Source organism: Xanthomonas sp. BRIP62415 (assembly GCF_003993515.1).
Lineage (GTDB): Bacteria > Pseudomonadota > Gammaproteobacteria > Xanthomonadales > Xanthomonadaceae > Xanthomonas > Xanthomonas euroxanthea.
The window spans coordinates 17,612-31,841 of sequence record NZ_QEZH01000024.1; the positions used below are offsets into that span (position 1 = coordinate 17,612).

Here is a 14,230-nt window from a genome sequence, read left to right on the forward strand (position 1 = left end):
TTGGAGATCCAGCGCACAACTGGCAAATCTCAGCTGCTGGCAGCGCGTACCGCGTCCGGCAGCGATGCGCTCTTGCCGGTCTGCGTATCGATCCACACCACCACCACGTTGCCATCCGAATACAGCACGCCCTCGTCCTTCTGGTCGAGGATGCGGTGGCCGATGGTGATGCTGCTGCTGCCCAGGCGTTCGACGAACAGTTCCACCAGGATGTCGTTCGGCCACACCAGTGGGCGCTTGTAGTTGACGTTGGTGGCCGCAACCACCGGCGCGATACGGTCGGTCATCGCCACGCCTTGCACGCCCAGCATCCAGCGCACGCGCGCTTCTTCCAGATACGAAATGTACTTGGCGTTGTTGACATGGCCCATGCTGTCCATGTCGCGCCAGCGCACGCTGATCGGGATGCGTGCCAACACCTTGTGCTCTTCGCTCATCAGCTTGCCTTCTTCTTCGCGGTTTTCTTGGTGGCGGACTTGGCGACTTTCGCCACCTTCTCCGGTTTGACCTTGCGTGGCGGACGCGCGTCGGGCTTGTTGGCCATCGCCGCCGGCCGGGTCTCGCGCGCCTTCACCGACGGCAGCATCTTGGCCAGGAACTGTCCGGTGTAGGACGCCTTGTGCGCAGCCACATCTTCCGGCGTGCCGGAGACCAGGATGCTGCCGCCACGATGGCCGCCTTCCGGGCCCAGGTCCACGATCCAGTCGGCGGTCTTGATCACGTCCAGGTTGTGTTCGATCACCACCACCGTGTTGCCCTCGTCGCGCAGCTTGTGCAGCACGCCGAGCAGCGCCTCGATGTCGTGGAAGTGCAGGCCGGTGGTCGGCTCGTCGAGGATGTACAGGGTGCGTCCGGTATCGCGACGCGACAGCTCCTTGGACAACTTGACGCGCTGCGCCTCACCGCCGGACAGCGTGGTGGCGCTCTGGCCCAGCTTGATGTAGCTCAGGCCCACATCCACCAGCGTTTCCAGCTTGCGTGCGATCGACGGCACCGGCTCGAACAGCCGCAGCGCGTCCTCGACGGTCATCTGCAGCACGTCGCTGATGTTGAAACCCTTGTAGCGGATCTCCAGCGTCTCGCGGTTGTAGCGCTTGCCGTGGCAGACATCGCAGGGCACGTAGACGTCGGGCAGGAAGTGCATCTCCACCTTGATCAGGCCATCGCCCTGGCAGGCCTCGCAGCGTCCGCCGCGCACGTTGAAGCTGAAACGGCCCGGCGAATACCCGCGCGCGCGCGCTTCCGGCACCTGCGCGAACAACTCGCGCAACGGCGTGAACATGCCGGTATAGGTGGCCGGATTGGAGCGCGGGGTGCGCCCGATCGGCGACTGGTCGATATCCACGACCTTGTCGAACAGATCCAGGTTCTCGACCTCGCGATGCGCGGCCACCGGATGCGAGGCACCGTTGATCTCGTTGGCGGCCAGCGAAAACAGGGTGTCGTTGATCAGCGTGGACTTGCCCGAGCCGGACACGCCGGTGATGCAGGTCAGCAGGCCGGCCGGAATGTCCAGATCGACATTCTTCAGGTTGTTGCCGGTGGCCCCACGCAGATGCAGCATCATCTTCGGGTTGGGCTTGTGGCGCTGCTTGGGAATCTCGATGCGGCGCTTGCCGGACAGGTACTGGCCGGTCAGCGAGCCGGGCGCATCCAGGATGTCCTGCAGCGTGCCCTGCGCGCAGATTTCGCCGCCGTGCACGCCGGCGCCGGGGCCGATATCCAGCACGTAGTCGGCCAGGCGGATCGCATCTTCGTCATGCTCGACGACGATGACGGTGTTGCCCAGGTCGCGCAGCCGCGTCAGCGTGCCCAGCAGGCGTTCGTTGTCGCGCTGATGCAGGCCGATCGACGGCTCGTCCAGCACGTACATCACCCCGACCAGGCCGGCGCCGATCTGGCTGGCCAGGCGAATGCGCTGCGCCTCGCCGCCGGACAGGGTGTCGGCCTTGCGCTCCAGCGTCAGGTAATCCAGGCCGACATCGACCAGGAAGCCCAGCCGCTCGCCGATCTCCTTGACGATCTTGCTGGCGATCTCGCCGCGCCAGCCCGGCAACGACAAGCCACGGAAAAAGCTCAGTGCCTCGTTGACCGGCAGCACCACCAGTTCGGGAAGCGGGCGGTCGGCGACGAACACGTTGCGCGCGGCACGATTCAGTCGCGTGCCGTTGCAGGCCGGGCAGGGCTGCTGGCTGACGTACTTGCTCAGCTCCTCGCGCACGGCCGGCGATTCGGTTTCGCGGTAACGGCGCTCCAGGTTCGGCAGGATGCCTTCGAAACGGTGCTTGCGCGTGGTGCGCCCGCCCGCATCGGTGAAGTAGGTGAAGCTGATCACCTCATCGCCGCTGCCGAACAGCACCGCCTGGCGCACCTTGGCCGGCAGCGAATTCCACACCGCATCCACGTCGAACTTGTAGTGCTTGGCCAGCGAGGCGATCAGCTGGAAATAATAGGCGTTGCGCCGATCCCAGCCACGCACCGCGCCGGCCGACAGCGACAGCTCCGGATGCACCACGACACGATCCGGGTCGAAGAACTCGGCCACACCCAGGCCATCGCAGCTCGGGCAGGCGCCCACCGGTGCGTTGAACGAAAACAGCCGCGGCTCCAGCTCCGGCAGCGAGTAATCGCAGACCGGGCAGCTGTACTTGGACGAGAACAGGTGCGGCGCGGCGGCCGGGTCGTCCAGCGACTGCACCGCAACCATGCCTTCGCCGAGCTTGAGCGCGGTCTCGAAGCTTTCCGCCAGCCGTTGCTTGATGTCCTCGCGCGGCCGGAATCGGTCGATCACCGCCTCGATGGTGTGCTTCTGGCGCAGCGCCAATGGCGGCACCGCGTCGATCTCGTACAACTCGCCATCCACGCGCACGCGCACGAAGCCCTGCGCGCGCAGTTGCTCGAAGACCTGGGCATGTTCGCCCTTGCGCTCGCGGATCACCGGCGCCAGCAGCATGTAACGCTGCTCCTGGTCCTGCGTGAGCATGTGGTCGACCATCTGGCTGACGGTCTGCGCCTCCAGCGGGAAACCATGATCGGGGCAACGCGGCTGGCCGACACGCGCGTACAGCAGGCGCAGGTAGTCGTAGATCTCGGTGATGGTGCCGACCGTGGAACGGGGGTTGTGCGAGGTCGATTTCTGTTCGATCGAGATCGCCGGGGACAGGCCTTCGATGTGGTCCAGGTCCGGCTTTTCCATCACGCTGAGGAACTGGCGCGCATACGCCGACAGCGACTCGACGTAGCGGCGCTGACCCTCCGCATAGATGGTGTCGAACGCCAGCGACGACTTGCCCGAGCCGGACAGGCCGGTGATCACGATCAGCTTGTCGCGAGGCAGGTCGAGGTCGATGTTCTTGAGGTTGTGCGTCCGCGCGCCGCGGATGCGGATGAAATCCATCGCCATGGGGGATCCGATGTCGGGCCGGCGAACCGGCAGTGGTGCGAGCGTGCTCAGCAGGAATGAGTGGCAGTCGATCAGCCTACCCGCCGACCTAGGTGAGGGCAATTGCCCCAAATGCCAGTCTGACCGGGCCGCTGTGGCGGCCGGATGATGCGTTGCACGGGTGGATCGGGCATGGCTGCGGCCCGGCGCCCGGCAGGTTGACCCCAAACCCCGTCAGCCCGTACAATCCCGCTCCTGTCTGCCCTAGGGCACGTCAGTGCGACCATAATAACTACAGAGGAAAACCTGGTCATGTACGCAGTTCTGGTAACCGGCGGTAAGCAATACCGCGTCGCGCAGGGCGAAACGCTCCGCGTGGAAAAGCTCGAAGTCGAAGCTGGCAACGAGATCAAGTTCGACACCGTCCTGATGCTGGGCGATAGCGATGGCATCAAGCTGGGCGATGCGCTGAAGGGCGCCTCGGTCACCGCCAAGGTCGTGGCCCATGGCCGCGCCGACAAGGTGCGCATCATCAAGTTCCGTCGCCGCAAGCACCACATGAAGCGTCAGGGACACCGTCAGTACTACACCGAAATCGAGATCACCGGCATTGCCGGTGGCGATAAGAAGTAAGGAGAACCAGTCATGGCACATAAAAAAGGCGTAGGTTCCTCGCGCAACGGTCGCGATTCCAACCCGAAGTACCTGGGTGTGAAGATCTTCGGTGGCCAGGCCATCGATGCCGGCAACATCATCGTGCGTCAGCGCGGCACCCAGTTTCATCCGGGCGCCGGCGTCGGCCTCGGCCGTGACCACACGCTGTTTGCGCTGGTCGACGGCAAGGTGGAGTTCTCCACCAAGGGCCCGAAGAAGCGTCGTACCGTCAGTGTGGTTGCCGAGGCGTAATCGCCCGCTCCATGCAGGCCAGTCCGCCAGGCATCGCTGCCCGGTGGACGAGACGGAAAGCCCCGCTTTTGCGGGGTTTTTCGTTTGACGGCCGGGAGTGGGGAATAGGGAATCGGGAATCGGAAAAGCCGGCTCCAGGTTTCTTCTCGCTCTTTGCTGTCTTGCTGGTGAGTGCGCTCGCCGGCAGGGGGTAGGCTGGTTTCTTTGGCCGATTCCCTATTCCCCATTCCCAATTCCCGGTTGCAAGCTCATGAAGTTAGTCGACGAAGCAGAAATCCTGGTCAGTGCCGGCAATGGCGGCAATGGCTGTGTCGGCTTTCGCCGCGAGAAGTTCATCCCGCTCGGCGGGCCCGACGGCGGTGATGGCGGCAACGGCGGCAGCGTGTGGATCGTGGCCGACGAGAACGTCAATACGCTGGTCGACTTCCGGCATGAGCGCACCTTCAAGGCACAGCGCGGCGAGAACGGCATGGGCCGCCAGGCCTACGGCAAGGGTGGCGAAGACCGCATCATCGTGGTGCCGGTCGGCACCGTGGTGATGAACGTGCAGACCGACGAGGTCATCGGCGACCTGACCCAGCATGGCGATCGCCTGCTGGTGGCCAAGGGCGGCAAGGGCGGCCTGGGCAACATGCATTTCAAGAGCTCGGTCAACCGTGCGCCGCGCCAGTCCACCACCGGTGAAGAGGGCGAGGAGCGCTTGCTCAAGCTGGAGCTGAAGCTGCTGGCCGACGTCGGCCTGCTGGGCTTTCCCAACGCGGGCAAGAGCACGCTGATCCGCGCGGTGTCCTCGGCGACACCGAAGGTGGCCGACTATCCGTTCACCACCCTGTATCCGAATCTGGGCGTAGTCAGTGTCGAGGCGTATCGCAGCTTCGTCATCGCCGACGTGCCGGGCCTGATCGAGGGCGCGGCCGACGGTGCCGGGCTGGGCACGCAGTTCCTGCGCCATCTGCAGCGCACCCGCCTGCTGCTGCATCTGGTGGACATCTCGCCGATGGATGGTGGCGTGGAGGCGTCGCCGGTGGATCAGGTGCGCACCATCGAGCGCGAACTGGAACGTCACGATCCCGAATTGCTGAAGAAGCCGCGCTGGCTGGTGCTCAACAAGGCCGACCTGATGTTCGAGGACGAGGCGCGCGCCGCGGCCGAGACGATCGTGGCCGAACTGGGCTGGACCGCGCCGTGGTATCTGGTCTCGGCGCTGGGTCGCGATGGCACCTTCCCGATCATGAAGGACGTCATGGCGTTCTTCGACCGTCAGCGCGAGGACGAGCTCGAGGCACGCAATGCCGGCTGAGCGCATGCGCAGGCACACAAAAAACCCGGCCAAGGCCGGGTTTTTCTATGCCACCGCAGGCCAGGCCTGCGGTGATGCCGACACGGCGCGCTTACGCGGCCTTGATGGCCTTGATGCGAGCGGTCAGACGGCTCTTGTGACGCGCAGCCTTGTTCTTGTGAATCAGGCCACGGGCGCTGAAACGGTCGAGGATGGGCTGAGCGACGGCGAAAGCAGCTTCGGCGCCTGCAGCATCGTTGGCGTCAAGGGCCTTGATCACCTTCTTGACGGCGGTGCGCAGCATCGAACGCTGGCCCGTGTTGCGCTCATTGCGCACAACGGTCTGCTTGGCGCGCTTCTTGGCGGACTTGATATTGGCCACGGTGGTGGGTTCCTGAAAAATCGGTGTAGTGGAAAAAGCAAGCGGGAAAGTATGATGGGCTTAGTTATGTACGTCAAGTCAGTTGTCAAGAGGGAGGCTGCGTGAGCAAGCCCGGCATGTTGAGAGGCCTGCTCTCATTCAGCAGTATGACCATGGTGTCGCGGGTATTGGGCCTGATCCGCGACCAGGCGATCTCCACCACCTTTGGCGCCAATGCGGTGACCGACGCGTTCTGGGTGGCATTCCGGATCCCCAATTTCCTGCGTCGCCTGTTCGCCGAGGGCTCCTTCGCCACCGCCTTCGTGCCGGTGTTCACCGAAGTCAAGGAAACCCGCCCGCATGCGGACCTGCGCGAGCTGATGTCGCGGGTGTCCGGCACGCTGGGTGGCATGTTGCTTGTGATCACCGCACTGGGGCTGATCTTCACCCCGCAGCTGGCGTCGGTGTTTTCCGATGGCGCGGCCACCGATCCGGACAAGTACGGCCTGCTGGTGGATCTGCTGCGGCTGACGTTTCCGTTTCTGCTGTTCGTGTCGTTGACCGCGCTGGCGGGCGGGGCGCTCAACAGCTTTCAGCGGTTTGCGATTCCGGCACTGACGCCGGTGATCCTCAACCTGTGCATGATCGCCGGAGCCCTGTGGCTGGCGCCGCGGCTGGAGGTGCCGATCCTGGCGTTGGGCTGGGCGGTGCTGGTGGCCGGTGCGCTGCAGTTGCTGTTTCAGCTGCCGGCCTTGAGGGGCATCGATCTGCTGACGCTGCCGCGCTGGGGCTGGACGCATCCGGACGTGCGCAAGGTGCTGACCTTGATGATCCCGACCCTGTTCGGTTCGTCGATCGCGCAGATCAACCTGATGCTGGACACGGTCATCGCCGCGCGCCTGGCCGATGGCTCGCAGTCGTGGCTGTCGCTGGCCGACCGCTTTCTGGAGCTGCCGCTGGGCGTGTTCGGGGTGGCGCTGGGCACGGTGATCCTGCCGGCGCTGGCGCGCCATCACGTCAAGACCGACCGCAGTGCGTTCTCCGGCGCGCTGGACTGGGGGTTCCGCACCACGCTGTTGATCGCAGTGCCGGCAATGCTCGGCTTGCTGCTGCTGGCCGAGCCGCTGGTGGCGACCTTGTTCCAGTACCGTCAGTTCACTGCCTTCGACACGCGGATGACCGCGATGTCGGTCTATGGCCTGAGCTTCGGCCTGCCGGCTTACGCCATGCTCAAGGTGCTGCTGCCGGCCTTCTACGCCCGCCAGGACACCCGTACCCCGGTGCGGGCCGGCGTGGCGGCGTTGATCGCCAACATGGTGTTCAACTTCGCCTTGCTGGCGGTGGTCTACCAGGTCATGGTGCCGCCCGAGCTCAAGGCGCAGGGCGTGATGCAGGCGCTAGGCAAGCAGCCGGGTCTGCATCTGGCGCTGGGCATTGCCAGCGCGCTGTCGAGTTACCTCAACCTGGGCTTGCTGTGGTACTGGCTGGGCAAGTCCGGCGTCTACCAGCGCCGGCCGGGTTGGGCCGGCTATGCGCTGCGCCTGCTGCTGGCGTGCGCGGCGATGGTGGCGGTGCTGTTGAGCCTGCTGTGGTGGCTGCCATCGTTCACCGTGATGGACAAGTGGGATCGCATCGGCTGGCTGGCAGTGCTGGTCGGTAGCGGCGGGACGACTTATCTGGTGGCGCAGGTGGCGCTCGGTTTGCGGCCGCGGCATCTGCGCGAAGGCTAGTCGCCTGCCAGGCTGGCCGAGCGGGTGCAGAGCCATCGGTCAGACGGTGGGGGTTGATGCCGGCCAGGCGGGCGCGCAATCGCCTGCCCGCTTCCGGGACGCAGCTGGCGCGGCACCGGCCGGGCGGCACCCATGCGGGTTGACAGGCACGGCTATACTTGCGGGTTATGCATCAACGAGGGTCGGCCGGCAGGCCGGCATCTGTTTGGATCGAGGAATGAGCAGGCTGTTTAGAGACGTCGAGGGCGGGACGCTGTTCCCGCACGGAAGCGTGGTCTGCATCGGCGCCTTTGATGGCCTGCACCTGGGGCATCGGGCATTGGTGCAGCACGCAGTCGCGCGCGCGCGCGCGCTGGGCGTGCCGGCGGTGGCGGTGAGCTTCGAGCCGCTGCCGCGCGAATTTTTCGCCCCGGCCGCGCCGCCGACCCGGCTGACCCTGGCCCGCGCCAAGATCGAAGGGCTGCACGGCTTCGGTGCCGACAGCGTGGGCATGATCCGTTTCGACGGCCGCCTGTCGGCGATGAGCGCCGAGGATTTCGTGCGGCTGGCCCTGGTCGGCCGGCTATGCGCCAAGGAGGTCTGGATCGGCCCGGAGTTCCGTTTCGGCCATCGGCGTGGTGGCGATATCGGCCTGCTGCGCGCGCTCGGTGCGCGCTACGGTTTTGAAGCGGGCGAAATCGCGCCGGTGCATCTGCACGGCGAGCGCATCTCGGCCACGCGCATCCGCGAGCTGCTGGGTGCAGGCGAGTTCGCGCACGCCGGGCAATTGCTTGGCCGGCCGTACGCCATTGGCGGGCGGGTGGTGCGCGGCAAGCAGCTTGGACGCACGTTGGGCTATCCAACCGCCAATCTGCGGTTTCCGCGCACGCCGGCGCTGTCGGGTATTTACGCAACCTGGGTGCATGGTGTGGCCGAGCGGCCGTGGCCGTCGGTCTCCAGCTTCGGCACGCGGCCGACGGTGGCCGGCGTGGAGCCGCTGCTGGAAGCGCACCTGTTCGACTTCCAGGGCGATCTGTACGGCCGGCATATCGCCGTCGAATTCGTCGCCAAGTTGCGCGACGAAGAGAAGTTCGACGGCCTGGACGCGCTGACGGTGCAGATGCACCGCGATGCCGAGCAGGCGCGTGCGGTGCTGGACAGGCACGCAGTTTCTGCGACACATGCGAGTTCCTCGCAACAGCCCGCCTATGATGCGAGTCCCTCGCAGGAGCCCGCACATCCGTGTGCGGACAATGGACATGCGAGTTCCTCGCAAACGTCTGCACATGTAAGTGCAGACACTTCAGACAACGCAGCGCAACGGTAGAGACCTGTGACCCAAGACTACAAAGCCACTCTCCATCTGCCCGCGACGGAATTCCCGATGCGCGGCGACCTGCCCAAGCGCGAGCCGGCGATGCTGGAGCGCTGGGAGCGCGAGGGGCTGTACGCGCAACTGCGCGCCAATGCGGCCGGGCGCCCGCTGTTCGTGCTGCACGACGGCCCGCCGTATGCCAATGGCCAGATCCATCTGGGTCACGCGGTCAACAAGATCCTCAAGGACATCATCGTCAAGTCGAAATACCTGGCTGGCTTCGATGCGCCCTACATCCCGGGTTGGGACTGCCACGGCCTGCCGATCGAGATCGCGATCGAGAAAAAGTACGGCAAGGTCGGCGTGAAGCTGGATGCAGCGCAATTCCGCCAGAAGTGCCGTGAATACGCCACCGAGCAGATCGACCTGCAGCGGCGCGACTTCAAGCGCCTGGGCGTGATCGGCGACTGGGACAACCCGTACAAGACGCTGGATTTCCGCTTCGAAGCCAACGAGATCCGCGCGCTGGCCAAGGTGGTCGACAACGGCCATCTGACCCGCGGCGTCAAGCCGGTGCATTGGTGCTTCGACTGTGGCTCGGCGCTGGCCGAGGCCGAGATCGAATACGCCGACAAGGTGTCGCCGACGGTGGATATCGCCTATCCGGCGCGCGATCCGGCGGCCGTGGCTGCTGCATTCGGCGCGAGCCTGCCGGCGGGCGTGGGCGTGGCGGTGCCGATCTGGACCACCACCCCGTGGACGCTGCCGGCGTCGTTGGCGGTGAGCCTGGGCGCGGACCTGGACTACGTGCTGGTCGAAGGCCCCGCCGATCGCGGCCAGCCGCGCTGGCTGGTGGTGGCCGAAGCCCTGGCCGGCAAGGCGCTGGCGCGCTACGGCGTGGACACGGTGGTGGTGCACGGGCATGCCAAGGGTACGGCGCTGGAGCAGATGCTGCTGAACCACCCGTTCTATGCCGAGCGCGAAATCCCGCTGTTGCTGGGCGACCACGTGTCGGCCGAGGACGGTACCGGCGCGGTGCACACCGCACCGGGCCATGGCCAGGAGGACTACCAGGTCTCCAAGCAGTACGGCCTGCTCGAGCGTTACGGCGCGGCGCAGATCAACCCGGTGGACGGGCGCGGCGTGTACCTGCCGTCGACGCCGCCGCTGGGCGAGACCGTGCTGGCCGGGCTGCACATCTGGAAGGCCAACGACATCCTCATCGAGGCGCTGCGCGACACCGGCGTGCTGCTGGCGGCCAGCAAGATGGAGCACAGCTATCCGCATTGCTGGCGCCACAAGACGCCGATCGCATTCCGCGCCACGCCGCAGTGGTTCATCTCGATGGAGCAGGCCAACCTGCGCGCCGATGCGCTGGCGGCCATCGACAACGTGCATTGGTATCCGTCCTGGGGCCAGGCACGCATCGCCGGCATGGTCGACGGGCGTCCGGACTGGACGATTTCGCGCCAGCGCACCTGGGGCGTGCCGATCGCCTTGTTCGTGCATCGCGAAACCGGCGAGCCGCATCCGCGCAGCACCGAGTTGCTGCGCCAGGTCGCCGACCGCGTGGAGCTGGGCGGCGTGGACGTGTGGTACACGCTGGACGCGGCCGAACTGCTGGGCGATGAGGCCGCCGATTACGACAAGATCACCGACATCCTGGATGTGTGGTTCGACTCCGGCGTGACCCATGAAGCGGTGCTGGTGGACCGCGGCCTGCCCAAGCCGGCCGACCTGTACCTGGAAGGCTCCGATCAGCACCGTGGCTGGTTCCAGTCCTCGCTGCTAACCGGCGTGGCGATGGACAGGGCGGCGCCGTACAAGCAGTGCCTGACCCACGGCTTCACCGTGGACGAGCACGGCCGCAAGATGTCCAAGTCACTGGGTAACGGCATCGAGCCGCAGGACATCATGAAGACCCTGGGTGCGGACATCCTGCGCCTGTGGATCGCCTCGGCCGATTACAGCAACGAGATGTCGCTGTCGCAGGAGATCCTCAAGCGCAATGCCGACGCGTACCGTCGCCTGCGCAATACCGCGCGCTTCCTGCTCGGCAACCTGCATGGCTTCGATCCGTTGCAGCATCTGGTGGCGCTGGACGACATGGTGCTGCTGGACCGCTGGATCGTGCATCGCGCGCACGAGCTGCAGGAGAAGATCGTCGCCGCGTATGCGCGCTACGACTTTGCCGAGATCGTGCAGGCGCTGCTGAATTTCTGCAGCGTGGATCTGGGCTCGCTGTATCTGGACGTGACCAAGGACCGTCTGTACACGATGGCCGAGGATGCACGCGGCCGCCGTTCGGCGCAGAGCGCGATGTATCACGTGGCCGAGGCGTTCGTGCGCTGGATCGCACCGGTGCTGAGCTTCACCGCCGAAGAGCTGTGGGGCTACCTGCCGGGCAAGCACGCCGACAACGTGCTGTTCGCCACCTGGTATGACGGCCTGGCGCCGTTGCCGGCCGATGCTGCATTGACCGGTGCGGATGTCGACAAGCTGCTGGCCTTGCGCGAGCAGGTAGCCAAGGTGCTGGAGCCGATGCGTGCCAATGGCGCGATCGGTGCGGCGCTGGAAGCGGAGATCACCGTGGCCGCCGATGCACAGACTGCCGCGCGTTGGCAGCCGTTGGCCGAGGAGCTGCGCTTCCTGTTCATCAGTGGCGATGTCACCGTCACCGCGGCCAGCACCGACGACATCTTCGTCAGCGCGCAGCCGACCAGCAAGGCCAAGTGCGTGCGCTGCTGGCACCACCAGGCCAGCGTGGGCAGCGATCCGCGTCACCCGGAACTGTGCAGCCGCTGCGTCAGCAATATCGAAGGCCCCGGCGAGGAGCGTCGCTGGTTCTGATTGGGTGCGCATGATTGCGCGTGGCGGGCCGATCCTGCCACGCGTGATCGAGACCCGGATGGGCCGGGCGTGCGCCTGCGCGCGACCTCATCGGCAGCCACCGCTGCCGTCGATGGCCCCGGCGCCGCAGTCCCTCGCTTGCTGAAGCGTGGCGCACGCGGCAATGCGGGGCAGGGCGGCTGGCTCGGGCGTCCATGCCATCCTTGCCCGCCTGTCTTCCAGCTTTTGTTCCGCTAACCGCCATCCCCAACGCCATCCAGGCATCTTCTCCGGCGTCGGAGAAGTCACCACCAACTGCGATCCTTCGACATGAGTCAACGCCCCAAACCCTCCGCCCTGATCTGGTTGCTGCTGTCGGCACTGGTGGTCGGGCTGGACCAGTGGAGCAAGGCCTGGGTGCTGTCCAGCCTGCCCGAGTACACCCCGGTGCCGGTGATCGACGGCTTCTGGAACTGGTACCGCACCTACAACACCGGCGCGGCCTTCAGCTTCCTGAGCGATGCCGGCGGCTGGCAGCTGTGGTTCTTCACCGCGCTGGCAGTGGGCATCAGCGGGCTGCTGGCGTTCTGGCTGTCGCGTACCGCGCGCGGCGAATGGCGCAGCGCGTTGCCGTATGCACTGGTGATCGGCGGGGCGATCGGCAACGTGATCGACCGGCTGATGCACGGCCACGTGGTCGATTTCATCCAGTGGTATATCGGCAGCCATACCTGGCCTGCGTTCAACATCGCCGACTCGGCGATCGTGGGCGGCGCCATCGGCATCGCGGTATTCGGCCTGTTCGACAGGTCCGGCAAGCGGGAGGCGGAGATCCGGAAGTAGGAATCGTCGCTGAAGTCGCGGCGTACCGGCATCGCCCGGTTCCATCCTCCATTCCCCATTCCCGTAGAATGCCCGCCATGGATGTCCTGCTCGCCAATCCCCGTGGTTTCTGTGCCGGTGTCGACCGTGCGATCGAGATCGTCAAGCGCGCGATCGAAACGCTGGGCGCGCCGATCTATGTGCGCCATGAAGTGGTGCACAACCGCTTCGTGGTCGACGACCTCAAGCAGCGCGGCGCGGTCTTCGTCGAAGAGCTGGACGAGGTGCCGGACAACGCCACGGTGATCTTCAGCGCACACGGCGTCTCGCAGGCGGTGCGCCAGGAAGCCGAGCGCCGCGGGCTGAAGGTGTTCGACGCAACCTGCCCGCTGGTGACCAAGGTGCATTTCGAGGTGGCGCGGCATTGCCGGGCCGGCCGCGACGTGGTGCTGATCGGCCACGCCGGACACCCGGAGGTGGAAGGCACGATGGGGCAGTGGAGCCGCGAACGCGGCGCGGGCACGATCTATCTGGTCGAGGACATCGAGCAGGTTTCCACGCTGCAGATCCGCCAGCCGGAGAACATTGCCTACACCACCCAGACCACGCTGTCGGTGGACGACACCATGGGCATCATCGAGGCCCTGCGTGCGCGCTACCCGGCCATGCAGGGGCCGCGCCACGACGATATCTGCTACGCCACCCAGAACCGCCAGGACGCGGTGCGCGATCTCGCGCGCCAATGCGACCTGGTGCTGGTGGTCGGTTCGCCCAACAGCTCCAATTCCAATCGCCTCAGCGAGCTGGCCCGGCGCGACGGGGTGGAGTCCTACCTGATCGACAACGCCAGCGAGATCGACCCGGCCTGGATCGTCGGCAAGCAGCACATCGGCCTGACCGCCGGCGCCTCCGCACCGCAGGTGCTGGTCGATGGCGTGCTGGCGCGGTTGCGCGAGTTGGGCGCCAGCAGTGTGTCGGAGCTGGAAGGCGAGCCGGAATCGATGGTGTTCGCCCTGCCCAAGGAATTGCGGTTGCGCCTGGTCAGCTGAAAGCGGGAGCTCCGGGCTGCTTGCGGTGGCGGGTCCTCGCGGCTAGCCCGGCTGCTTCGCAGCTGCAGGTGGTCGCCCTCCGCTGGCCATGGTCCACAGGTCCGGGGCCGGGATACGCAGTGCGGCGCCTGGCGGCGATTGACCGGGCACCGGCTCCGCTCCTACAATGCACGGCTCGCCGGAATAGCTCAGTTGGTAGAGCGGCGCATTCGTAATGCGTAGGTCGTAGGTTCGATTCCTATTTCCGGCACCATTGCTTCAACACTGGGTCGACCATTGGTCGGCCCAGCTGCGTTTGGGCCGAAGTATGCGCATCTTGCCGCTGGCCCGGCCATATACGCCACACATCGTGCCGGGCGCAATCGATGGCCGCGGCTGCATCTTTGTCGTCCTGCGCAGCGCTGCGACAACATGTCGCACAGTTTTGCGCGCATTAATTGCGACAGATCATTGCCGATGGGTTTCGTGCAGGTGCAGCAAAGTCTAAAATCAGGGAGCTAACTCGTGTCTTCGGTCTGCGTGGCCCCTTCCTTCAGGAAGCGTGCCGTCAGGACAAGTCCCACCTGGATACGACGAAC

At 65.8% G+C, this 14,230-nt stretch carries 11 protein-coding genes and 1 tRNA gene; 9 read left to right on the forward strand and 3 right to left on the reverse strand.

Annotated features, from left to right (window positions below):
• Window positions 1-29: 29 nt before the first annotated feature.
• Both EO141_RS11415 and uvrA read right to left on the reverse strand, forming a co-directional pair.
• Window positions 30-437 carry a thioesterase family protein gene (locus tag EO141_RS11415; RefSeq protein ID WP_104650274.1) on the reverse strand — a complete coding sequence of 136 codons (408 nt, stop codon included), beginning with the start codon at window positions 435-437 and terminating at the stop codon, window positions 30-32.
• The gene (gene uvrA, locus EO141_RS11420; RefSeq protein ID WP_104650273.1) at window positions 437-3,403 is read right to left on the reverse strand and encodes an excinuclease ABC subunit UvrA; all 2,967 of its coding nucleotides are present in this window, start codon (window positions 3,401-3,403) and stop codon (window positions 437-439) included. The genes EO141_RS11415 and uvrA overlap by 1 nt, the downstream gene beginning before the upstream one ends.
• A gap of 291 nt (window positions 3,404-3,694) precedes the next feature.
• Between uvrA and rplU the strand changes: the two genes are divergently transcribed.
• The 3 genes from rplU (at window position 3,695) to obgE (ending at window position 5,588) form a co-directional block, all read left to right on the forward strand.
• Entirely contained in the window at window positions 3,695-4,015 is a 321-nt protein-coding gene (rplU, locus tag EO141_RS11425; protein WP_016901712.1) for a 50S ribosomal protein L21, read from the forward strand.
• A 12-nt stretch (window positions 4,016-4,027) separates the two neighbouring features.
• On the forward strand, window positions 4,028-4,288 hold the full coding sequence (gene rpmA, locus EO141_RS11430) for a 50S ribosomal protein L27 (RefSeq protein WP_003484326.1): 261 nt from the start codon (window positions 4,028-4,030) through the stop codon (window positions 4,286-4,288).
• A gap of 250 nt (window positions 4,289-4,538) precedes the next feature.
• Window positions 4,539-5,588, forward strand: a complete 1,050-nt coding sequence (gene obgE, locus EO141_RS11435) for a GTPase ObgE (RefSeq protein WP_104582439.1) — start codon at window positions 4,539-4,541, stop codon at window positions 5,586-5,588.
• Between the two features lie 91 nt (window positions 5,589-5,679).
• Here obgE and rpsT read toward each other — a convergent pair whose 3' ends face one another.
• Window positions 5,680-5,949, reverse strand: a complete 270-nt coding sequence (gene rpsT / locus EO141_RS11440) for a 30S ribosomal protein S20 (RefSeq protein WP_002807888.1) — start codon at window positions 5,947-5,949, stop codon at window positions 5,680-5,682.
• A 116-nt stretch (window positions 5,950-6,065) separates the two neighbouring features.
• Between rpsT and murJ the strand changes: the two genes are divergently transcribed.
• The 6 genes from murJ (at window position 6,066) to EO141_RS11470 (ending at window position 13,905) form a co-directional block, all read left to right on the forward strand.
• Window positions 6,066-7,658 (forward strand): murein biosynthesis integral membrane protein MurJ, encoded by a 1,593-nt coding sequence (murJ, locus tag EO141_RS11445; RefSeq protein WP_127169264.1) that lies wholly within the window; start codon window positions 6,066-6,068, stop codon window positions 7,656-7,658.
• Between the two features lie 217 nt (window positions 7,659-7,875).
• Window positions 7,876-8,964, forward strand: coding sequence for a bifunctional riboflavin kinase/FAD synthetase (locus tag EO141_RS11450; protein WP_127169249.1), 1,089 nt, complete (start codon window positions 7,876-7,878; stop codon window positions 8,962-8,964).
• Between the two features lie 6 nt (window positions 8,965-8,970).
• Window positions 8,971-11,802, forward strand: coding sequence for an isoleucine--tRNA ligase (ileS, locus tag EO141_RS11455; RefSeq protein ID WP_127169250.1), 2,832 nt, complete (start codon window positions 8,971-8,973; stop codon window positions 11,800-11,802).
• A 309-nt stretch (window positions 11,803-12,111) separates the two neighbouring features.
• Window positions 12,112-12,624 carry a signal peptidase II gene (lspA, locus tag EO141_RS11460; protein ID WP_127169251.1) on the forward strand — a complete coding sequence of 171 codons (513 nt, stop codon included), beginning with the start codon at window positions 12,112-12,114 and terminating at the stop codon, window positions 12,622-12,624.
• 77 nt (window positions 12,625-12,701) lie between these two features.
• The gene (gene ispH / locus EO141_RS11465; RefSeq protein WP_115676372.1) at window positions 12,702-13,652 is read left to right on the forward strand and encodes a 4-hydroxy-3-methylbut-2-enyl diphosphate reductase; all 951 of its coding nucleotides are present in this window, start codon (window positions 12,702-12,704) and stop codon (window positions 13,650-13,652) included.
• Window positions 13,653-13,829: 177 nt separating this feature from the next.
• Window positions 13,830-13,905, forward strand: a tRNA-Thr gene (locus EO141_RS11470).
• Window positions 13,906-14,230 lie beyond the last annotated feature (325 nt).

Bases quoted from the DNA above. Each gene is read 5' to 3' on its own strand.
- rpmA (WP_003484326.1), top strand. From the start codon at position 4,028: ATGGCACATAAAAAAGGCGTAGGTTCCTCGCGCAACGGTCGCGATTCC.
- murJ (WP_127169264.1), top strand. From the start codon at position 6,066: ATGTTGAGAGGCCTGCTCTCATTCAGCAGTATGACCATGGTGTCGCGG.
- EO141_RS11450 (WP_127169249.1), top strand. From the start codon at position 7,876: ATGAGCAGGCTGTTTAGAGACGTCGAGGGCGGGACGCTGTTCCCGCAC.
- obgE (WP_104582439.1), top strand. From the start codon at position 4,539: ATGAAGTTAGTCGACGAAGCAGAAATCCTGGTCAGTGCCGGCAATGGC.
- lspA (WP_127169251.1), top strand. From the start codon at position 12,112: ATGAGTCAACGCCCCAAACCCTCCGCCCTGATCTGGTTGCTGCTGTCG.
- rplU (WP_016901712.1), top strand. From the start codon at position 3,695: ATGTACGCAGTTCTGGTAACCGGCGGTAAGCAATACCGCGTCGCGCAG.
- ispH (WP_115676372.1), top strand. From the start codon at position 12,702: ATGGATGTCCTGCTCGCCAATCCCCGTGGTTTCTGTGCCGGTGTCGAC.
- EO141_RS11415 (WP_104650274.1), bottom strand. From the start codon at position 437: ATGAGCGAAGAGCACAAGGTGTTGGCACGCATCCCGATCAGCGTGCGC.
- uvrA (WP_104650273.1), bottom strand. From the start codon at position 3,403: ATGGCGATGGATTTCATCCGCATCCGCGGCGCGCGGACGCACAACCTC.